The 19,359-nt window shown below is 48.6% G+C and carries 20 protein-coding genes; 12 read left to right on the plus strand and 8 right to left on the minus strand.

Going from position 1 to position 19,359, the window contains the following annotated elements; genetic code table 11:
• Positions 1 to 33: 33 nt before the first annotated feature.
• The 3 genes from prsK to DS731_RS15665 form a co-directional block, all read right to left on the minus strand.
• The gene (prsK, locus tag DS731_RS15655; protein WP_119502214.1) at positions 34 to 2,064 is read right to left on the minus strand and encodes an XrtA/PEP-CTERM system histidine kinase PrsK; all 2,031 of its coding nucleotides are present in this window, start codon (positions 2,062 to 2,064) and stop codon (positions 34 to 36) included.
• 21 nt (positions 2,065 to 2,085) lie between these two features.
• Positions 2,086 to 3,210 carry a beta-ketoacyl-ACP synthase III gene (locus DS731_RS15660; RefSeq protein WP_119502215.1) on the minus strand — a complete coding sequence of 375 codons (1,125 nt, stop codon included), beginning with the start codon at positions 3,208 to 3,210 and terminating at the stop codon, positions 2,086 to 2,088.
• Positions 3,211 to 3,338: 128 nt separating this feature from the next.
• A complete protein-coding gene (locus DS731_RS15665) occupies positions 3,339 to 5,117 on the minus strand; it encodes a choice-of-anchor I family protein (protein ID WP_119502216.1) in 1,779 nt (592 codons plus the stop codon).
• Between the two features lie 298 nt (positions 5,118 to 5,415).
• Here DS731_RS15665 and DS731_RS15670 point away from each other — a divergent pair, with 298 nt between their 5' ends.
• On the plus strand, positions 5,416 to 6,213 hold the full coding sequence (locus tag DS731_RS15670; RefSeq protein WP_119502217.1) for a M48 family metallopeptidase: 798 nt from the start codon (positions 5,416 to 5,418) through the stop codon (positions 6,211 to 6,213).
• Positions 6,214 to 6,328: 115 nt separating this feature from the next.
• Here DS731_RS15670 and DS731_RS15675 read toward each other — a convergent pair whose 3' ends face one another.
• Positions 6,329 to 7,195: a mechanosensitive ion channel family protein gene (locus DS731_RS15675; protein ID WP_119502218.1), complete on the minus strand. Its 867-nt coding sequence runs from the start codon at positions 7,193 to 7,195 to the stop codon at positions 6,329 to 6,331.
• A gap of 500 nt (positions 7,196 to 7,695) precedes the next feature.
• Here DS731_RS15675 and DS731_RS21980 point away from each other — a divergent pair, with 500 nt between their 5' ends.
• The 6 genes from DS731_RS21980 (at position 7,696) to ruvX (ending at position 12,233) form a co-directional block, all read left to right on the plus strand.
• Positions 7,696 to 7,860 (plus strand): hypothetical protein, encoded by a 165-nt coding sequence (locus tag DS731_RS21980; RefSeq protein ID WP_161599167.1) that lies wholly within the window; start codon positions 7,696 to 7,698, stop codon positions 7,858 to 7,860.
• Positions 7,861 to 7,954: 94 nt separating this feature from the next.
• Positions 7,955 to 8,683, plus strand: coding sequence for a 16S rRNA (uracil(1498)-N(3))-methyltransferase (locus tag DS731_RS15680; RefSeq protein ID WP_119502220.1), 729 nt, complete (start codon positions 7,955 to 7,957; stop codon positions 8,681 to 8,683).
• Between the two features lie 69 nt (positions 8,684 to 8,752).
• The gene (locus tag DS731_RS15685) at positions 8,753 to 10,183 is read left to right on the plus strand and encodes a sensor histidine kinase (protein WP_119502221.1); all 1,431 of its coding nucleotides are present in this window, start codon (positions 8,753 to 8,755) and stop codon (positions 10,181 to 10,183) included.
• A gap of 102 nt (positions 10,184 to 10,285) precedes the next feature.
• Positions 10,286 to 11,242 (plus strand): glutathione synthase, encoded by a 957-nt coding sequence (gene gshB, locus DS731_RS15690; RefSeq protein WP_119502222.1) that lies wholly within the window; start codon positions 10,286 to 10,288, stop codon positions 11,240 to 11,242.
• A gap of 6 nt (positions 11,243 to 11,248) precedes the next feature.
• Positions 11,249 to 11,815 (plus strand): YqgE/AlgH family protein, encoded by a 567-nt coding sequence (locus DS731_RS15695; protein WP_119502223.1) that lies wholly within the window; start codon positions 11,249 to 11,251, stop codon positions 11,813 to 11,815.
• Between the two features lies 1 nt (position 11,816).
• On the plus strand, positions 11,817 to 12,233 hold the full coding sequence (ruvX, locus tag DS731_RS15700) for a Holliday junction resolvase RuvX (RefSeq protein ID WP_119502224.1): 417 nt from the start codon (positions 11,817 to 11,819) through the stop codon (positions 12,231 to 12,233).
• A gap of 9 nt (positions 12,234 to 12,242) precedes the next feature.
• Here ruvX and DS731_RS15705 read toward each other — a convergent pair whose 3' ends face one another.
• From DS731_RS15705 to DS731_RS15715, 3 genes are read right to left on the minus strand one after another with little or no spacing between them, the layout of a single operon-like run.
• Positions 12,243 to 12,563 (minus strand): putative signal transducing protein, encoded by a 321-nt coding sequence (locus DS731_RS15705; RefSeq protein ID WP_119502225.1) that lies wholly within the window; start codon positions 12,561 to 12,563, stop codon positions 12,243 to 12,245.
• Between the two features lie 8 nt (positions 12,564 to 12,571).
• Complete coding sequence (locus tag DS731_RS15710) at positions 12,572 to 13,687, minus strand: PilT/PilU family type 4a pilus ATPase (protein WP_119502226.1); 1,116 nt, start codon at positions 13,685 to 13,687, stop codon at positions 12,572 to 12,574.
• A 10-nt stretch (positions 13,688 to 13,697) separates the two neighbouring features.
• The gene (locus DS731_RS15715) at positions 13,698 to 14,735 is read right to left on the minus strand and encodes a type IV pilus twitching motility protein PilT (RefSeq protein ID WP_119503450.1); all 1,038 of its coding nucleotides are present in this window, start codon (positions 14,733 to 14,735) and stop codon (positions 13,698 to 13,700) included.
• Positions 14,736 to 14,763: 28 nt separating this feature from the next.
• On the opposite strand from DS731_RS15715, the gene DS731_RS15720 reads away from it, so the two are divergent.
• The 4 genes from DS731_RS15720 (at position 14,764) to DS731_RS15735 (ending at position 17,415) form a co-directional block, all read left to right on the plus strand.
• Entirely contained in the window at positions 14,764 to 15,450 is a 687-nt protein-coding gene (locus DS731_RS15720) for a YggS family pyridoxal phosphate-dependent enzyme (RefSeq protein ID WP_119502227.1), read from the plus strand.
• A gap of 50 nt (positions 15,451 to 15,500) precedes the next feature.
• On the plus strand, positions 15,501 to 16,322 hold the full coding sequence (gene proC / locus DS731_RS15725) for a pyrroline-5-carboxylate reductase (RefSeq protein ID WP_119502228.1): 822 nt from the start codon (positions 15,501 to 15,503) through the stop codon (positions 16,320 to 16,322).
• 27 nt (positions 16,323 to 16,349) lie between these two features.
• A complete protein-coding gene (locus DS731_RS15730) occupies positions 16,350 to 16,895 on the plus strand; it encodes a YggT family protein (protein ID WP_119502229.1) in 546 nt (181 codons plus the stop codon).
• 115 nt (positions 16,896 to 17,010) lie between these two features.
• On the plus strand, positions 17,011 to 17,415 hold the full coding sequence (locus DS731_RS15735; RefSeq protein ID WP_119503451.1) for a DUF4426 domain-containing protein: 405 nt from the start codon (positions 17,011 to 17,013) through the stop codon (positions 17,413 to 17,415).
• A gap of 28 nt (positions 17,416 to 17,443) precedes the next feature.
• Here DS731_RS15735 and DS731_RS15740 read toward each other — a convergent pair whose 3' ends face one another.
• Positions 17,444 to 18,079 carry a glutathione S-transferase family protein gene (locus tag DS731_RS15740; protein WP_119502230.1) on the minus strand — a complete coding sequence of 212 codons (636 nt, stop codon included), beginning with the start codon at positions 18,077 to 18,079 and terminating at the stop codon, positions 17,444 to 17,446.
• Between the two features lie 146 nt (positions 18,080 to 18,225).
• Here DS731_RS15740 and DS731_RS15745 point away from each other — a divergent pair, with 146 nt between their 5' ends.
• The gene (locus DS731_RS15745) at positions 18,226 to 19,224 is read left to right on the plus strand and encodes an NADP-dependent oxidoreductase (protein WP_119502231.1); all 999 of its coding nucleotides are present in this window, start codon (positions 18,226 to 18,228) and stop codon (positions 19,222 to 19,224) included.
• Positions 19,225 to 19,359 lie beyond the last annotated feature (135 nt).

A 19,359-nucleotide genomic window follows, 5' to 3' on the forward strand; every position in this document is an offset into this window, starting at 1 on the left:
TTAGTAAATATGAATTATGGGAAATGAAATCTGTTAATCCAGCGGGAACACCAGGGTAAAACAACTTCCCTTTCCTGTTTCGCTTTCTACCGACAATTTGCCGCCAATAGACTGCATATAATTTTTTGCGTCATAGGCACCGATACCCATGCCCGCGTTACCTTTTGTGGTATCAAACGGCTTAAACAACCGTTGTTCAATAAATGCTTCATCCATGCCACAGCCATTGTCTTCAATCCGCACAATCTGGCGCTGACCGGCCAGGTCACTTTCCAGCGTGATACGGACAAAACCATCATCGCCGGTGGCTTGCTGTGCATTACTGATTAGATGGTACATCACATTACTGAATTTCTCAGGATCGACCACTACCTTTTCTTCACTTTCCACCACCAGTTCAGGTACCGGTTTAAGTGACTGACAACGGGTTTCTATCAGCTTACCGGTTAAATCAGAGAGTGTGTGCGCTGAGAACACGCCGGGCTCATCGACCTTTTTCTCGGTGAGCTGACGCAGCATTTTATCCATGCGCGCCTTAGTATAATGCAGGGTTTCAAAGGTATCTTCAATAAACTCAGGGTTATGTTTGTGCTGTTCAGCATTACACAAAATGAGGTCGATTTGCGCCATCACATTTTTTAAATCGTGAAGTACAAACGCTGACATCCGGTTGAAAGCAGCAAATTGCGCGTTCTCTGCCACAGCGTTAGCGGCTTCATGGTGTAGTAAGTATGTACCAACCTGTTCAGTCACAGCGTTAAGATAATCGCGGACTTCCCAGTTCAGTGTCAGTGCCTCACTGTCTTTTGTTTTTAGCAGGGCAAAACCCCAAATTTGTTCTGAATTTAACAGTGGCAATGCCAGTTGAAAGCGACAACCTTTCAGCGCCTCTCTGTCCAGCAGCAAGCCATTGTATTCAAAGGGCTTTGATGCGTACTCATCCACATCGACCAGCCAGTTGGTTTGCTGACAGAATGGCATAAGTTGCTTAAGGATCTTAATTTCGTCTGCCGATATTCCTTCGCTGTTTACACTGGCCACCACGTCAAAATCGATACCGGTGGCTTTCACCAGTGTGCCGTTTTCATAGTTGATGGCACCCAGCACACCCCGTAATGCATTGCCATAAACATCCGGCGCTGCATCAGCTTCTGATGAAGACAGAGCCTGAGTCAGCTTCACCCATTCAACCCGGTAATCAAACTGGTTGGCAAAGAAGTGCTTGGTGATGAATACTTTTATCCGCGTACGGAAACTGTTCGACAGGACCATTGTGATGAGCAGTGCCAGAGACAGAACCACCAGCACAGTCTGAATCGTGGAACTCCAGTTACCGCCGATGTAATTCACCACATACCCGGCCAGTGCCATTACCAGCAAATAGATACCGGCCACCAGCAGCAGGGAGCTGTGCAGTACCACTTCACGGGAGATAAATATATCAACGCCCCAATGCTTGATGCGGCGGATAGCAACCACCAGCAGCGGCATCATCAGTAAATAGATATACCCTCTTGATACCACGTAGACCAACTCGATTTTTGTGACCATAGTGGCATTGGCGTACATCACAAATTCGAACAGGTGCATGGCCCCAAGGTAGAGCACCAGCGGTTTATACGCCCACTGATTTTCACCTGCCTGCCTGAATAAAACTTCAAGCAGAATAAGTACTTCCAGTGATAACACGGTAAGAAAGAGAAACTGCCAGGAGTGAGGAATTGTAGAAATAAAGGGAAGAAATAACGCCAGCACCGGCGGTGTGAGGATCACCATCGTCGCCGGCCTGCGCAGCACCTGCCAGAGATTATTGAAGTTATCCTGCAGACAGCCGGCAATGAATAACAACCACACCATTTGCTTGAGAGTGTCTGCTATCAGCAAATGCGGGCCGGAAACCGGACCGGTAAGCCTGGTTACGAAACTGAGTGACCACACCATGGTTGCCATCGTGGCGAGCACCAGCAAGTGCTTCGCCAGACCAGATTTACGGACTGTGAATAACAACAGCAGCAGAACCAGATAGCCTGCTGCATTCAGGCCGTAACCAATATCTGAAATCATAACTTCCCTATTTCCGGCAACTTATTGCTTTTGGATAACCAGACTTCCGATGGAGTATCCGGCACCGAAAGAACACAGTACGCCCACATCACCGGACTGAAGATCCTGATGATGCAGTGCAAATGCGATGACTGAGCCCGCTGATGCCGTATTCGCGTAACGGTCGAGTACGATTGGCGCTTCATCTGCCGTAGCATCCCGCCCTAACAGACGCTTAGCAATTAGCAGGTTCATATTGATATTGGCCTGGTGCAACCACCAGCGGCGTACATCTGCCGGCGTAAAACTGTGACTGGCAAGGTGTGCCTCAATATGGTCAGCAGCCATCGGGCATACTTCTTTAAATACTTTACGGCCGGCCTGGTGAAATAATTTGTCTTCACCGTATGGATCAACATCGTGTGCGCGGCTGATGTAGCCAAAGTTCGAACGGATGTTATTTGAAAACGACGTCACCGCTTTTGTGCTCAGCACCGAAAATACATGGTCGCTGTTTGCTGTGTCTTCGCTTTCTACCACCGTGGCCGTTGCCACATCGCCAAAAATAAAGTGGCTGTCACGGTCGGTGTAATTCACCTGAGGTGACACCAGTTCAGGATTGATAACCAGCACTGCCCTGGCGTTACCGGACGCCACCATTTCCCATGCGCGGTGCATACCGAACGTGGCCGCTGAGCAGGCAACCAGCATATCAAAACCGAAACCTTTAATACCCAGCTGGTTTTGCACTTCAATGGCAATGGCAGGATAAGCCCGTTGTGTATAAGCACAGGATACGATCACCGCATCGATGTCTTCCGGTGATTTATTCGCCGCTGCCAGCGCCTTCTTCGCAGCCTCCAGGGCAATTTCTCCCTGATGGGACAACTCTTCGTCCTGCCGCTCAGGAATGACCGGGCGCATACGTTCAACATCCAGCGCGCCTTCTTTACGGTAGATATAGCGTTGTTTTATACCGGACGCTTTTTCAATGAACTCCGCGCTGGAGTGAGGCTTGGCAGCAACGGTGCCGGCATCAATTTGTGCCGCGTTTTCTGCATTAAACTTGTCTGCGTAGGCGTTGTAGCTGGCGACGAGTTCTTCGTTAGTGATTACGTGTTCCGGTGTCCACAGGCCGACACCACTGATAACAACTTTTTTAGTCATGAATAACTCTCTCGTTTTTTCGTAGCTTAGCCGTTTGAGACCCAAAAGTCATCGGACTTCTGTCAAACAAAAAAGCCTGAATGCTAATGCATTCAGGCTTTCTGAAGAGTTTTAAAGAGGCAGATGTTTTATTTAGCAGTTACCTGCCACAGTGATACTGAGCCACTGACTTCGTTACCCACTACAAGTAAAGCTTCACCGGTAGGGCTGTCTTCCGGGCTGATAAATACCAGACTTTCCGGCGCCAGATCACCGATACTGTCATCAGCCGTCAGCCCTTCCGTCAAATCACGGTTTATCACGTATTCAGAGAAGCTGACATCGTAAGGGTTCGTGATGTCGTATACAAAAATGCCACCCATACGCTCAGTACCGATAAAGGCATAAGTACGATCGCCCAGTGTACCTGTGGTAATAGCTTCAGGCTCAGGCCCTTTATTTTCGGAGCGGCTGTCGCCTTCATTTTCATCATCACCGTTATTAAACGCTGCACCGTGTACAGAGGCGGTAATGCGTTCAAAATCATCACCTGAATCAAATACAACCTGGCCGTTCTGATCCCAGATAGTGAAAGAACGTGCGCCATACGTATATGCTGCATCATATTCACCGTCACCATCGGCATCGCCCATACCCAGCGTCACCCGCAGGTCATCTGCTTCACCGTTTGCCTGCAACATGGCCAGCTCTGAATTTGTTGCGGCAGTGAGATCTTCGACTTTCACTTCATCGGTGTAAGCCAGACAGTCACCGTCGTCAAACTCCAGACCGCCGGCAGCCAGACAGGATGCTTCATCTTCTGCACTGAAAATGTACTCACGGGCATCACCTTCGTTTGCAGTCAGCAGGAAAGTTGCCCCCTTCCACGTGGTCCCGGTGATTGTGTCCGGCATATAAACGCCATACAGGCCTTCGTACTGACCAAAGCTGACTTCACCATTTTCCTGCACGTCAATTTGGTACTGACTCCAGTCTTTTACGCCCAGTCCGATAATGCTGATAGTCATGGCTTCCAGATCAACCACGGCGACACCGTTATTTTCCTGCAAGGTCACGTAAGCAACAGAATCGGTGGCTGTGATGTACTCAGGCTCTAAATCCATAGCGACTGTGGTGTTAATGGCAACACCATTTATAGTACGGCCGGACGGATTAGGGAACTGCATGCCCATGGCTTCAAGCTCTGCCTGCTGGCCGTTGAAGCTTTCGAATGTAAGGGTTGTTGCAGTGTCTGCCGGAACACCGTCTGTGACAGTAATGACACTTACAGAACCTTCAGGGTCAATGGTGTAATCATCTGACGGCTCGCCTTCGTTCGCAGTGAGCACCTTTGTACCATCCGGGGTGAAAACAACATTATCAGGCAGATTGCCAACTTCAACAGCGGAAAGGAAAACCGGCTCGCCGGCATCAAGGCCGTTGTAAAAAAGCACAAAGCCGTTTTCAGCTTTTTCATCTGCGGGAACAGCGACAGCCAGCAAGTCGCCGGAAACGGCAATGCTGGTAAGGCCGGCCAGCGCTGTGCCGTCTGCTTCAACAGGTAATTCAATTGATGTGTTTGTGAGGTTGGTAGAGGTAACCGGCGCTTCCAGGGCATCTCCGGTGAGTTCTGCAATGCTGATCACAGAAATGGTATCTGACTCACCGTTGGTCGCATAAACGGTTTGAGTACCTGCATGATACTGCACAATTTCAGCAGCACCGGCCCCGCCGACAACTGCACGGCCCACAACTTCCAGTGCGACGCCTGTAGTGGCGTCCTGACCATCACTCCCGGTTTCGCCCTGTTCACCCTGAGGGCCCTGTGCACCGTCGGCACCGTCATCGCCATCCAGGCTACACCCTGTCAGAGCGGCAGATACCACCAACGCCAGTAATCCCAGTTTGAATTTATTTTGCATCAACATGCTGTTTCCTTTAGAAGTTATTATAGAAATACGTCGCATGCGGCTGAGTGTGCATACAACAAAATTTCAATAACCTAAGGAAACGGTGTGACAGCAATAAGTCAGGGAGATGACGAGTTTGTGTCAATTTATCCTCCCCCTCTTTTGTTATCTTAGCACTTCCCCACAACGGAGCTGAACCGCTGCTTAACAATAAAAACTCTTTTGGTTACCGCTTCGTAGTTAACCTTTGCCAGTGGCTTTTTAACAGGCACTTAATTAGTATTAAGCAATGAAAAAACGCAGAAGAGGGACACAAATGAAACAACGGATGAAGGTGCTCGCAGTGGCGGGACTGGCAAGTGTGCTGAGCGCATGTGCTACATCCCCGACCGGGCGCAACCAGGTGTTGTTGTACTCTGAAACACAAATGGCCGAAATGGGCGGTCAGGCGTTTTCAAGTATGAAAGAGGAACTGAAGGTTTCCAGTAAACAGGTAGAGAATACCTACGTTCAGTGTGTAGCAAAGTCGCTGACGCCACTGGTACCGGACTCGGTGTTTAGCGGCGAATGGGAAGTGGTGGTTTTTCAGGATGACCAGGTCAACGCCTTTGCATTGCCCGGTGGTAAAATCGGTGTTTATACCGGCTTGCTCAATGTTGCGAAAACCCAGTCCCAGTTAGCAGCCGTTATCGGACACGAAATCGGCCATGTTATTGCTCACCATGGTAACGAGCGTATGTCTACTTCCACACTGACAAATCTGGGCACGCAAGCCGTGGCAACGGCAATTGAAGCAAACCAGGTGGCATACAGCGGTGCGATTATGGCGGCTATTGGCATGGGTTCACAGGTTGCGATTACGCTGCCCTTCTCCCGTGCCCACGAGTCTGAAGCCGATCTTATCGGCCTGGCACTGATGGCGCAGGCAGGCTTCGATCCCAGGGAGTCAGTAGAGTTATGGAAGAACATGGATGCCGCCAGCAACGGTCAGCGTCCGGTAGAAATTCTTTCCACTCACCCTGCCCCGCAAAGCCGTATTGAAAACTTGCAGGCCAATATGCAGGCTGCCATGACGGATTATCAGGGAACAGCTAAACGCCCTTCCTGTAAGTAGCTGCCAACCATTGTGAAGGTGTCAGGAGTCGACCCGACTGGCACCAATAAAAAACCCCCTTTCGAAAAAGGGGGTTTTTAGTATCAGTGTTAAGTACTCTGAATACTAAACCGAATTATGCTGATTCTTTCGCAGATACTGTTTTGTCAGCTTCTTTGAAAAAGTGCACATCCATTTGCGGATAAGGAATAGAAATACCTTCCGCGTCAAAACGCAGTTTCACCGCTTCAGTAAAGGCCAGGCGTACGGCCAGGTTATCCGAGGCAGCCACCCACGGGCGAACAGTAAAGTTAACGGAGCTGTCACCTAATTCAGCCACGCCGATTAAGCAGGCAGGTTCTTTCAGAATACGGGTTTCTTCATCTACCAGCTCCTGCAAAATGCGCTTGGCTTTCAGCAGATCATCATCGTAGCCGATACCGAAGGTCATATCACAACGACGGGTGTCTTTTGCAGAGTAGTTAGTGATGTTGTCGCTATAAATCTTACCGTTCGGGATAGTGATTTCTTTGTTATCCAGAGACGTCATCACAGTGTGGAAAATACCAATCTTCTGAACAATACCTGCAGTACCCGCTGCTTCAACATAGTTGCCTTGTTTAAAAGGCTTGAATACCAGCAACATAACACCGGCTGCGAAATTCTTCAGAGAATCCTGCAGAGATAAACCGATAGCTAAACCGGCTGCACCCACAATAGCAACAAGAGAGGTGGTATCCACGCCCAGTTGGTCAAGTGATGCCACAATAACGAACAACATCAGTATTGCAGAGACAATCGACTCTACAAAATTGATTAGCATTTCGTCGTATTTAGATTTTGCCATCACACGGCGGAATACAGACAGCAGTATACCGACAATGATTCGTCCAATAACGAAGATCGCAATTGCCATAGCGATGTTGATCGCCCAGGGAATAGCGTATGTATTAATATACCGTTCAATATCTGAAGCAGTAAACATTGATAAAGTTTCTTCCATTTCTGTTTCCTTTGTAAATGCGCGAATCGTTGCACAGTGCGGGGATACGATAGCAATATTGCGGTAGATCACGCAATGCCACTGGTCTGCTTTCTGCCTTATACAATGGTATAAATTCAGATGATGAAACACTTATAAGCTGACGATAATATTTCTGTCATCGCATCAACGTAAAGTTTGCAGTGCGTGAAAAAACAGCGCGATGAATGCTCGACAACGTGTTTCTTTAACCAACTGATTTTAGTGCTAATAACAAAATTGAATAAATCCGGCATCGGGAAAGGCTGGAAATTCGCGGATTTTAGTCTATATTCAGTCATCACTTTTCGGCTTACAAGTCGTTCAGTGGCAGGAAATACGAACCAGAATACCGGAAGAAAGTGACTTCTTTCGTATGGATTTAACAACATCAGGATCCGATGTTGGATGTAAGACGTAATGACGTATCTGGTTATTTAGCTATCGCCAAGTACCGGTTTGCTAAACTAAGGGATTTTAAAATGTTATTTCTATCTGTTCTTTTTGTGATTGTTCTCTTCATTCTGGGTTTTGCCCTCACCTCTGACAAAGGTAAAAATACTGTTCACGCCCGAAAGAGCGGTGCTGCGACGGATTTAAGTAATATTTCCAAAGAAACCCGTCCGAACAGCGTTCAGGTTAACTAAATTCCCCCGCTTACTGCGGTGCAGACATTGCGTCTGCACCCGCAAACTCGCTATCATATAACGCTTATAAAACTGAAGTTATAGTGATATCACCATGCGAATTCCGCGCCTGTACCACCCCGGTAATATTCCTCTGGACGAAGAGTTCCTGCTTAATGATGACGCTGCACACCACGTAGCCACTGTGCTGCGACTCAAAGCGAACCATCCCGTCGTGCTGTTTAACGGCGATGGTAATGAGTACAGTGCCCAGATTATCGCAGTGAACCGCAAACAGGTTATCATTGAAGCTGACGCCTGCCTGACTATCGGTAAAGAGTCACCTCTTCCCATTCATCTGGGTCAGGGTGTGTCGAAAGGCGACCGCATGGATACTGTTTTACAGAAAAGTGTCGAGCTGGGTGTTACTGAAATCACACCGGTACTGACACAACGATGTGCAGTGAAGCTGGATGAAAAGCGCTGGGAAAAGAAAATTCAGCAATGGCAAAAAATTATCACCGGTGCTTGTGAGCAATGCGGACGTAATGTGGTTCCGGTACTCAATGCGCCGGTAACACTGAATCAATGGCTGGCGAGTCCGACTCAGGCTGTTCGTTTAACATTAGCCCCGGGCGCAGATTCACCGCTGGTAAAAACGCCCTATTCATCAAAAGGCTATCGTTTGCTTATCGGACCGGAAGGTGGTTTGTCTGAGCAGGAAATTCATCAGGCAAATGAAAGCGGCTATACCTCTGTCAGTCTGGGACCGCGCATATTAAGAACAGAAACAGCAGCCCTTGCTGCCATTACTATTCTACAGTCCCAGCATGGAGACTTATAAACGTCATACTTGTTTTGTATGCTAAAACAGGTTAAAAAATAACTAAGCCAGAAAAACAATAAAAAGCTTATGTATCTCGTACATTCCGCCGGTAATCCGGCCATCGCCTCCGGCAGGTTGAATTTAGATCAGGTCTACAGTGCCTGCCTTGAACGTATTCTAGACGGTCAGCCTCTGGCGAAGGTGGTGACCTTCTACTTGCAATTCCTGGAACAGCACACCACCAGTTTCCGTTTTGCAGTCATGCAGGTTGTACCGCAAACCGGCAGCTTATCCCTGTTAGCCGCCCCTTCTCTGCCTGAGCATTTTATTCGCGCCATTCACGAAATGAAACTGTGTGAAAAGGAAGGCGCTTGCGGGCCGGCGGCCGTAACAGGCCAGCCCTTTTTCATCGATAATATTGCAGCCCATCCGAACTGGAAGGACTTTTCACCGGAAATGGCAGAAGTCGGGATCACCAGTTGCTGGTCATTCCCGCTGATCCGTGAAAATAAATGTATCGGGACGCTGGCGGTCACCGGTGGTCAGAAGCAAACTCCGGATCCCCACACCATTGCCCACTATCAGGCCGTGGCGGTAAACCTGAGCAAAATTTTTGCTTACTGTGATTATCAGCAAGGAAAAAACAGCGCCAACTGGATCTTACAAAAGCAGGTTTCTCAGCAGCAGGAAGAAAATAAGCATTTAAAAGAAACCGCTGAAAAACTGGCCCTGAAAATGGCAGAGGCTGAGCATATTCTTACCAGTTGTCCGCTCCCTAAAACCTTCCGCCCCATGGCATCGGGTTTAATCAAAGAAACAGAAGCGTTACTGGCCGTGGTAAAGACCACATTTTCCTTCCAAAAAGTGATTACCGCTCAGAACAAAAGAAATGTGAGTTTAAAACAGCTCTCCCGTAAAGAACTGAATCAATTTTATAATGCATTAAACCGCTCAACCGGAGCCGGTTCAGACATGCTTGGCGAAGCGGTTCGCAGACTGGATGAATTATCCGGTTACATCAGCCTTATCACTCACAATCCGGTAAAGCAGATTTCACTGGCGAAAGCCACCGGCACCATGCTTTCTGTCATAGCCAGCACAGCAAAGCATATCGATATTAAAGCCTGTATCGACATAGACCCTGATTGTACTTCCACCATTGCTGCCGGCACGTTTACACAAATACTCAACGAACTGATTTTAAACGTGTGCCACCACAGCTACCCCAACCGTAACGAAGGAAAAATCTGGCTTTCCGCATCAAAAACAAGCAATGGCACTTACCCGATGATCAGGTACATTGTTGAAGATGAAGGACAGGCCATTCCGCGCACTACGATTCACAATGCCATGCGGCCGGCAGCAGCCACTCTGCTCAGACGGCATTCGGCACCGGGTGGTCTGGCATTGTGCTATCAACAAATTACCGCGGGTCTTGGCGGAACCATGCAAATCGTGCAGCGCCAGTCAGGCGGCAATAAAATAATCTTCACTTTTCCGGAACAAACCGCCGGCTAACGCTGTGTAGCACGATGATTACCTGCGAAAAGGTGTTGATTTTAGCAATATCAACGCCATAGTAGAGGTATTACCCCGTTTACATAAAAAGAGAATCACCCGATGAGCTATTCAGTCGGCTTTGTGATGGACCCTATCTCGTCTGTCAAACCCCATAAAGACACCAGCTTTGCCATGATGCTGGAAGCGCAGAAACGCGGCGCGACCCTGTTATACATGGAAATGAGCGATCTTTATCTGGATAACGGCAAGCCAATGGCCTCCGTGCGTAAAGTTACCGTACGGGACCAGGCACAGGATTTCTATTCATTGTCGCCTCGGGAGACCATGGCACTGGCAGAGATCAATGTGCTGATGATGAGAAAAGACCCGCCCTTTGACAGTGAATTTCTGTATGCCACACAAATGCTGTCTTTAGCGGAAGCCGGAGGCGCGCTGGTAGTCAACAATCCTCAGGCGCTGCGGGATTACAATGAAAAGTTATTTACCTCCTGGTTCCCGGATTTAATTCCGGCAACACGGGTAACCCGCAATCCTCAGTTGGTAAGAGATTTCCACGCAGAACATCAGGATATTATTTGTAAGCCGCTGGACGGCATGGGCGGCGCATCGATTTTCAGGGTAAAACCCGATGGTAATAACCTCGGCGTCATCATTGAGACCCTGACCAAAAACGGGACTCAACAGATGATGGTGCAGGAATATCTGCCGGCCATTAAAGAGGGTGACAAACGGGTTCTGATCGTAGATGGTGAAGTGATGCCCTATTGTCTGGCGCGCTTACCCACGAAGGGAGAAACCCGGGGTAATCTGGCAGCCGGCGGTACCGGCCGTCCACAGGCAGTCAGTGAGTCTGATAAAGCACTGGCGAATGCGATTGCGCCGGTACTGAAAGAGCACCGTATTTTGTTTGTTGGTCTGGATGTAATTGGCGATCGTATTACAGAAATAAATATCACCAGCCCCACCTGTGTCCGTGAAATTGAGGCCCATTTCGATTTCAGTATTATGGGTAAATTGTTTGATGCCATAGAAACTAAACTGGCAGCTTTGAGGTAACGTTGAATGACAGAACTGAAGTCCTTGCAAAATCACTTTCTGATCGCAATGCCGTCACTGGAAGACCCTTACTTTTCGCGGTCTATCACATACATTTGCGAACATAACAGTGAAGGCGCAATGGGTATTGTGATCAATCAGCCATCGAACATGAATCTGAAAGAACTGCTTGAGCAAACTGATAAAGACACGGAATTTGCTGACAGTACGTCAGAGCATATTGTGCTGGCCGGTGGTCCGGTCAGTCAGGAGCGCGGTTTCGTGCTCCACTCTGATGACGGCGACTGGAGTTCCAGTTTGAAAATGGCACCGGGTGTCGTTGTGACCACCTCAAAGGATATTCTCTCTGCCATCGGTCACAGCGAGGGCCCTGAGCATGCGATCATCGCGCTGGGCTATGCGGGATGGGAAGCCGGGCAGCTTGAGAAGGAAATGCAGGAAAATGCCTGGCTGACGGTGGAAGCCGACACAGACATTCTGTTTAATACGCCCGTTCATAAGAAGTGGCAGTCTGCCGTGAAGAAACTCGGTGTAGACGTATGGCAGCTCACGCCGCAGGTTGGCCACGCCTGATATGAGCCGGACTGTATTAAGCTTTGATTTTGGCACAAAAAGTATTGGCGTAGCTGTTGGTCAGGAGATAACCGGTACAGCCTCCCCTCTTGCCGCCCTGAAAGCGCAGGATGGTGTACCGGACTGGGAAAAGGTAAAAAGGATCTATGATGAATGGCAACCGGATCTCGTCATTGTCGGGCTGCCGTTGAATATGGACGGTACTGAACAACCGGTGACGCAACTGGCCAAACGCTTTGCCAACCGTCTTCACGGCCGCTTTAATGTAAAAGTGGAGACCTGGGATGAACGGTTGTCTACGGCGGATGCCAAAGCCATGTTATTTGAATTGGGTGGCTACAAGAAACTGACTAAAGATAAAGTCGACAGCGTTTCAGCCTGCGTGATTTTTACCAGTTGGGCAGAAAATCAGTACTGAGAAAGCCGGTCAGAAAGCCGGCTCTGCTTTCACAGCCTGACATTGCCAGCACAATGAAAAGTGCCCTTCGTTCTCTTCCCCGCAATGGCTACACTGCCAGTTCTCCCCTTTGTTACTATCCGGGGTAAGTGCATCAACGATTCCCTTCGCTTTGCCGAACCACTGCTCATCAAGCAACCACAATTCCATTTGTGTTTCCTGCCAGGGTAGTTCGCCCACCGCACCACCGGCATACTCATTTTTTACCAGGTAAGGAATACGGGCGACATCCAGTTCAGAGCGAACCTGCTGAACCAGAAAACGGTCGTCATGACCAAATAACTTCAGCATCGGAAGAATCAGTCATCCATATCGATGGACACGCCGGACAAAGAACCCAGTTCATTGCCTTCACTGCTGTCCAGTTTGATCATCAGACGTAAATCATTCGGTGAATCGGCATGGTGAATGGCCTGGTCATAGGTAATCCGGTCTTCTTTAAACAATTCATACAGCGCCATATCAAATGTCTGCATGCCCATTTCTTTGCCTTTCTTCATGGCATCTTTCAACTCACCGGTACGGTTTGTCTGAATAAGATCAGCCACAAACGGGGAATTAAGCAGAATCTCAATGGCAGCTACCCGGCCTTTGCCGTCTTTTTTCGGCACCAGTTGCTGGGCAACGATGGCCCTGAGGTTCAAACTCAGATCGAACAGCAGCTTGTTATGCATTTCTTTAGGTGCAAGGTGCATGATGCGCTCTATCGCCTGGTTAGCGTTATTGGCGTGCAGAGTCGCGACACACAGGTGGCCGGTATCAGCAAATGACATGGCATATTCCATGGTTTCCATGGAGCGGATTTCGCCCAGCAGGATCACATCGGGCGCCTGACGCAGAGAGCTTTTCAATGCGTCATCAAAACTCATGGTATCAATGCCCACTTCACGTTGGGTAACCACACAGGAACCGTGCCGGTGAATAAACTCGATGGGATCTTCAATAGTAAGAATATGCCCTTTGGAATTGTGATTGCGGTGGTCTATCAGGGCCGCCAGCGAGGTAGACTTACCGGTACCGGTAGCTCCCACCATCAGCACCAGACCACGCTTGCTCATGATAATGTCTTTAAGCACCGCAGGCAGTCCCAGTTCATCCACTTTAGGAATTTCTGTGACAATCCGGCGGGCGACCATACCAATGGAGTCCCGTTGCCAGAATGCGCTGCAACGAAAACGTCCTACATTTGTAATACCAACTGCAAAGTTACTTTCTTTCAGTTCATTAAGTTCGCGGATGTAACGTTCTTCCATCACACTCTGAACCAGTTCCTTGGCCTGAAACTGAGATAACGGCTCATCGCCTAACGGGGTCAGTTGCCCGTCTATTTTGGCACTGACAGGGAAACCTACGGTAATAAAAATATCCGAAGCCCCGAGTTCTGTCGCTTTCTCAAAATACCCCTGCAGTTTCACCCTTTATCTCCTACATCATTTTATTTTTATCGGTGGATTTCGCCGCTGCATCCTGATGGCTCACGACGCCTAATGCAACCAGTTTTTGCAGTGCCTGATCCATGGTTTGCATACCATGCGCCTGACCGGTCTGGATAACCGAATACATCTGAGGCACTTTGTCTTCACGGATAAGGTTGCGGATTGCCGGTATGCCCACCATGATCTCATGTGCCGCTACCCGGCCACCGCCGACTTTTTTCATCAGGGTTTGCGAAATAACTGCCCGCAATGATTCTGACAACATGGAGCGGATCATTGCTTTTTCTTCCGCCGGGAAAACATCAATAATACGGTCGATGGTTTTCGGCGCTGAGTTGGTGTGCAACGTACCAAATACCAAGTGACCGGTTTCCGCCGCAGTCATCGCAAGACGGATGGTTTCCAGGTCCCGTAACTCACCCACCAGCACCACGTCGGGATCTTCACGAAGCGCCGAACGTAACGCGTTGGAAAAGCTGTGTGTATCGCGGTGCACTTCACGCTGGTTCAGAACACTCATCTTGTTTTCATGAACAAATTCAATGGGATCTTCAATGGTAAGAATGTGGTCCCGCTTGGTGTTATTGATGTGATCAATCATGGCTGCCAGCGTGGTACTTTTACCCGAACCTGTCGCACCGGTCACCAGAACAAGGCCGGTAGGCTGGTCAATCAGGTCACGGAAAATGGGCGGGGCAGCAATATCATCCAGTGATAATACTTTACTGGGGATGGTACGAAGCACCGCAGCAGCACCACGATTCTGTACAAAGGCGTTAACACGGAAACGGGATAAATCCTTTACTTCAAAGGAAAAGTCAACTTCCAGATTCTCTTCATATTCCTTGCGCTGCTTGTCATTCATGATTTCATAAATGAGCGAATGTACCTGCTTGTGATCAAGCTCAGGGATATTCAGTCTGCGCATTTCCCCGTCGACACGAATAATCGGCGGCAGTCCTGCCGACAAGTGCAAATCGGAAGCTTTATTTTTAACACTGAAAGCCAAAAGTTCGGTAATATCCACAACCACGTCTCCAAACACCAGATGATTAATGCAAACAATAGCAGAACGACTGAAATCCGCCCAATCGCGAATCGAACAAGCTACTGCCAATGCGCATCGTCCTCCAAAATCCGTGCAATTACTAGCGGTCAGCAAGACTAAACCGGTATCTGATATCAACCTGGCGTATGAAGCGGGACAACGTTTGTTTGGTGAGAATTACGTACAGGAAGGCGTTGAAAAGATTCAGCATCTGTCTGCGCTCACTGATATTGAATGGCATATGATTGGCCCGCTGCAATCGAATAAAACCAAAGTCGTTGCAGAGCATTTTGACTGGGTGCAGTCAGTGGACAGAGAAAAGATTGCCCGCCGGCTGAACGACCAGCGACCTTCTGACATGCCGCCACTGAATGTGTGCATACAGCTTAATATCGATGATGAAGACAGTAAATCAGGCATTCAGATCAATGCACTGCCAGCCCTGATTGATACTATCATCGGGTTGCCCAACCTGAAATTGCGGGGGCTGATGGCGATACCAAAAGCCTCTCCGGACGAGGAAGAACAGGCGCAAACACTGACCACGCTGGCTGAATTATTCGCGGAATATCAACAAAAGCTGAGCGATTTTGATACCCTGTCCGTAGGAATGAGCAGCGATCTCGAAGCCGCCATTGAACACGGCTCTACCATGGTCAGAGTAGGCAGCGCTATTTTTGGTGCGCGTAGCTGATTGACCGGTTCGCTATTCACGAGTTTTAAACGCAATACATAAGGGTTTTCATGCAACAGAAAAAATTGGCATTTATCGGCGCAGGTAACATGAGTCGCAGCATCATCAGCGGACTTATCCAGTCAGGCTACGACAAAGACAATATTCTTGCCAGTAATCCCTCAACACCCAAGCTGGAAAAACTACAGGAAGAGTTTGGCATCCGGATCACGCAGTCGAATGATGAAGCCTGTGAGTTTGCCGATGCTATTGTGCTGGCGGTAAAGCCACAAATGATGGGCGACATGCTTGCCGCCTTGCAGGAAAAAAACGACCTGTCCGGTAAACTGTTTTTATCCATTGCAGCCGGTTTGCCGGTATCACGCCTGCAGGAAATGCTGGGCGGCGATTATCCGGTGGTGCGCATTATGCCCAATACTCCAAGCCTTATCGGCAAAGGTATGACGGGCTTGTACGCTGACGACACAGTAAGCAGCGCAGACCGCCAGTACGCTGACGACGTCATGGGCGCAGTGGGTGAAACGGTTTGGGTGAAGGAAGAAGACGGCATTAACGGCGTCATCGCCGCCGCAGGCAGCAGCCCTGCGTACTTCTTCCTGTTTCTGCAGGCCATGCAGGAAGAATCCATGAAAATGGGTTTTGATGCGCAGACCGCCAGAAACATGGTTCAGCAAGCTATGCTGGGTGCGGCTGAAATGGTTTGTCACAATCCGGATATTGAATTAAGCGAGTTAAGAGCTCAGGTTACTTCTAAGGGCGGCACAACCGCTGCTGCTATCAATACATTTATCGATAAAGGCTTGCAGGACACGGTTAGCGCAGCCATGCGTGCCGCAGTCGACAGAGCCGAAGAAATGGCGAAACAACTTTAAGTTTAAGCTTCACAGGAAAAACAGTTAATGAGCAACGCGTCGGTCTTTCTTATCAGTACCTTGTTTGATTTGTATCTGATGGTGGTGATATTACGATTGTGGTTACAACTGGTCAGGGCAGATTTTTATAACCCGGCCAGCCAGTTTATCGTTAAAGCAACTCACCCCATAGTGGGGCCTCTTCGCCGTATCATCCCGTCTGTCGGTAACTTTGATACGGCAACGTTCGTGCTAGCGCTGCTTGTCGCGGCACTGAAATTTGTGACGCTGGTCATGCTGTTTGGCAGTGGAAACATCAATCCGGCATCTATTATCCTGCTGGCGTTTTTAACCGTAGTGAAAGAAACCCTCTCGCTGATGTTCTGGATCCTGATTATCCGCGCTATCCTCAGTTGGGTATCACAGGGACAAAATCCTATTGAGTACGTGATGTATCAACTGACAGAACCATTTCTGTCTCCTATCCGCCGTATTATTCCGCCCATTGGTGGCCTGGATTTATCGGTACTGATAGCCATCATCGGATTACAGTTCCTGCAAATCCTTTTGCAAAATACGTTTGGTTTATACTAAGTTTTAAAAGGGTAGCGGTTTCGCTACCCTTTTTTGTTTCTGTACTGATTTTGTGTGATTAGTTGAATTTGGTGAAGACACTGTGAACTACCTTGCCCGTCTGCCGGCCCTCTGCCTGCTTTTATCTTTACTGTTTACCGTCCCTGCGGCATTAGCCGAACAAAAACAAACGCTGGGAAAATGGGATGTACATTACATCGTAGTGAACACCACGTTTTTCACCCCGGAAACCGCGCAAAATTACGGCATTGTGCGCAGTAAATATAATGCACTGGTGAATATTTCGGTGCTCGACAGCACAACAGGAGAAGCTCAGGTCGTGTCCGTTAAGGGCCAGGCGAGAAACCTTTTAGGTAACAGCAAAACACTGAATTTTAAACGGGTTAAAGAAGGCGAAGCGATTTACTATCTTGCCCCGCTTTCCTTTAATGACAGAGAAACCTTTCGCTTCAACGTCGATATTCAGCGGGGCAATGAAGTTCAGACACTTAAGTTTCAGCAGGAGATGTTCGTCGAGTAATCTCCTGCTTCAAACTGTCAGTGGAATGTTACAGCGATGCGGGCATATGCGCTTTTTCGTTTCGCCATGCCTTCTCATAGGCGGGCCTGGAAAGTACCCGCTCTGCATACTGTTTCACATTATCAAACGTCAAATCCATACCAGCCCCTTTTGCCCATGACAGCACATGTCCGGCGACGATATCTACTCCGCTGAACATGTGTCCGGTAAGGAAATCCTGGTCTCCGAGCAACGCAGAAAACCCTTTCAGTGCCACACCGAATTCGTAAATACTGACATCTTTCATGCCTTCAAGTCGCTGTGCCTCCGGTAGTGCAAAATCATGCTTTGCCATGTTCCATAGCGGTTGCTCCAGCTCTGTTATCACAAATGCCATTGCCTGTTCGTACAGCATACGGGCCTTGCTACCCAATACCGGCATAAATTCTTCATAGCCATGCTTATCCATCAGCCAGGTCACGATAGCAGCAGATTCGCTCATTGGCCCGCAATCTGTCATCAGTGCAGGAATTTTACCCGCCGGATTAAGCGCGAGAAATTCTGCCGATTTATGCTCTCCCTTACGTAAGTTAATAAACGTGTAGTCATAAGGCAGGCCTAACTCTTCCAGTGCCCATGCCACACGCACTGAGCGCGTTTTTGCAAATCCGTATAATGTATACATACCCTCTCCTGTCCGGTGATTTTGATTGTTTGAAACTATACACAAATCACCGGCTTCAGCGCATCAATTTGTTCCGTTATCCCATGTGACTATTGCAAGCGCAAACTTCATCCCCACACTCTTTCTATTCGGTTAAAGGAGGCATTATGTCTGAATATAAAGAAATCAAACTCGTTAAACGTCCGGTGAAAGGTCAGATTGACGCATCCCTGTTCAGCACAGAGCAAAAGCAGGTTCCCATGCCCGGTGAGGGTGAAATACTGATCAGACAAACGCATATGTCGCTGGATCCCGCTATGCTGGGCTGGATGAGTGAAGACAGAGAAAGTTACATCCCGCCCGTGGAGCTCGGTGAGGTAATGCGCTCCAGCGGCGTAGGTGAAGTCATAAAATCCAACCATCCCGACTTTTCTGAAGGCGATAAAGTGATGGGTATGACAGGTTGGCGGGAATACCTTGTCAGTGATGGTAAGGGTTTCAACAAGTTACAACCCGGGATCAGCGAAGAGATGGCCCTGTGTGTGTTTGCCTTACCCGGTCTGACTGCCACCACGGGGTTATATAAGTTCGGCAAACCTGAGGCCGGTGAAACCCTGATTGTAACCGGCGCTGCAGGTTCTGTGGGCTCCATCGTTGGTCAGCTAGCTAAAGCTGACGGTTTACGGGTAATCGGCGTTGTGGGCAGCGATGAGAAAGCAGACTGGATTGTCAATGAGTTAGGTTTCGACGGCGCCATTAATTACAAGACGGATAACCTGAAGGCGCAGCTGGATGCCCTCACCCCCAACCGTATTGACGTATTTTTTGAAAACACCGGCGGCCCTGTGCAACAGCTTATCGTTAACCGGATGAACGAACACGGGCGCATTGTCGTTTGCGGAATGATTGCAGATTACCAGTCCGATACCCCTTCCCCCGGCCCCAACTGGATCCCGCTTATCAAAAAACGTATTTCGATCCAGGGATTTGCTATGCCTGACCACTGGGGCGAGATCCCGCAATTGCTCGAAAAGCTCACGCCTTATGTACAGCAGGGTAAAATAAAATACCGGGCACATATTATTGAAGGGCTGGAAAATGCACAGAGCGGCCTGAACATGTTGTTCGACGGCAAGAACACTGGGAAAATGATTGTAAAACTTTGATTATTAATCTTTTAGAGAAGGCCGGAGGACTGCATTTCCTGCGGCTTTCTCTATACATTTCACGGTTTAATTTAAAAAATTAAAAAAGTTTTGTCAGGATCTCCGGGTTCTCCTCGTCTATGGAATTAACTGAAA

Origin of the sequence: Alteromonas sp. RKMC-009, assembly GCF_003584565.2 — a bacterium.
Lineage (GTDB): Bacteria > Pseudomonadota > Gammaproteobacteria > Enterobacterales > Alteromonadaceae > Alteromonas.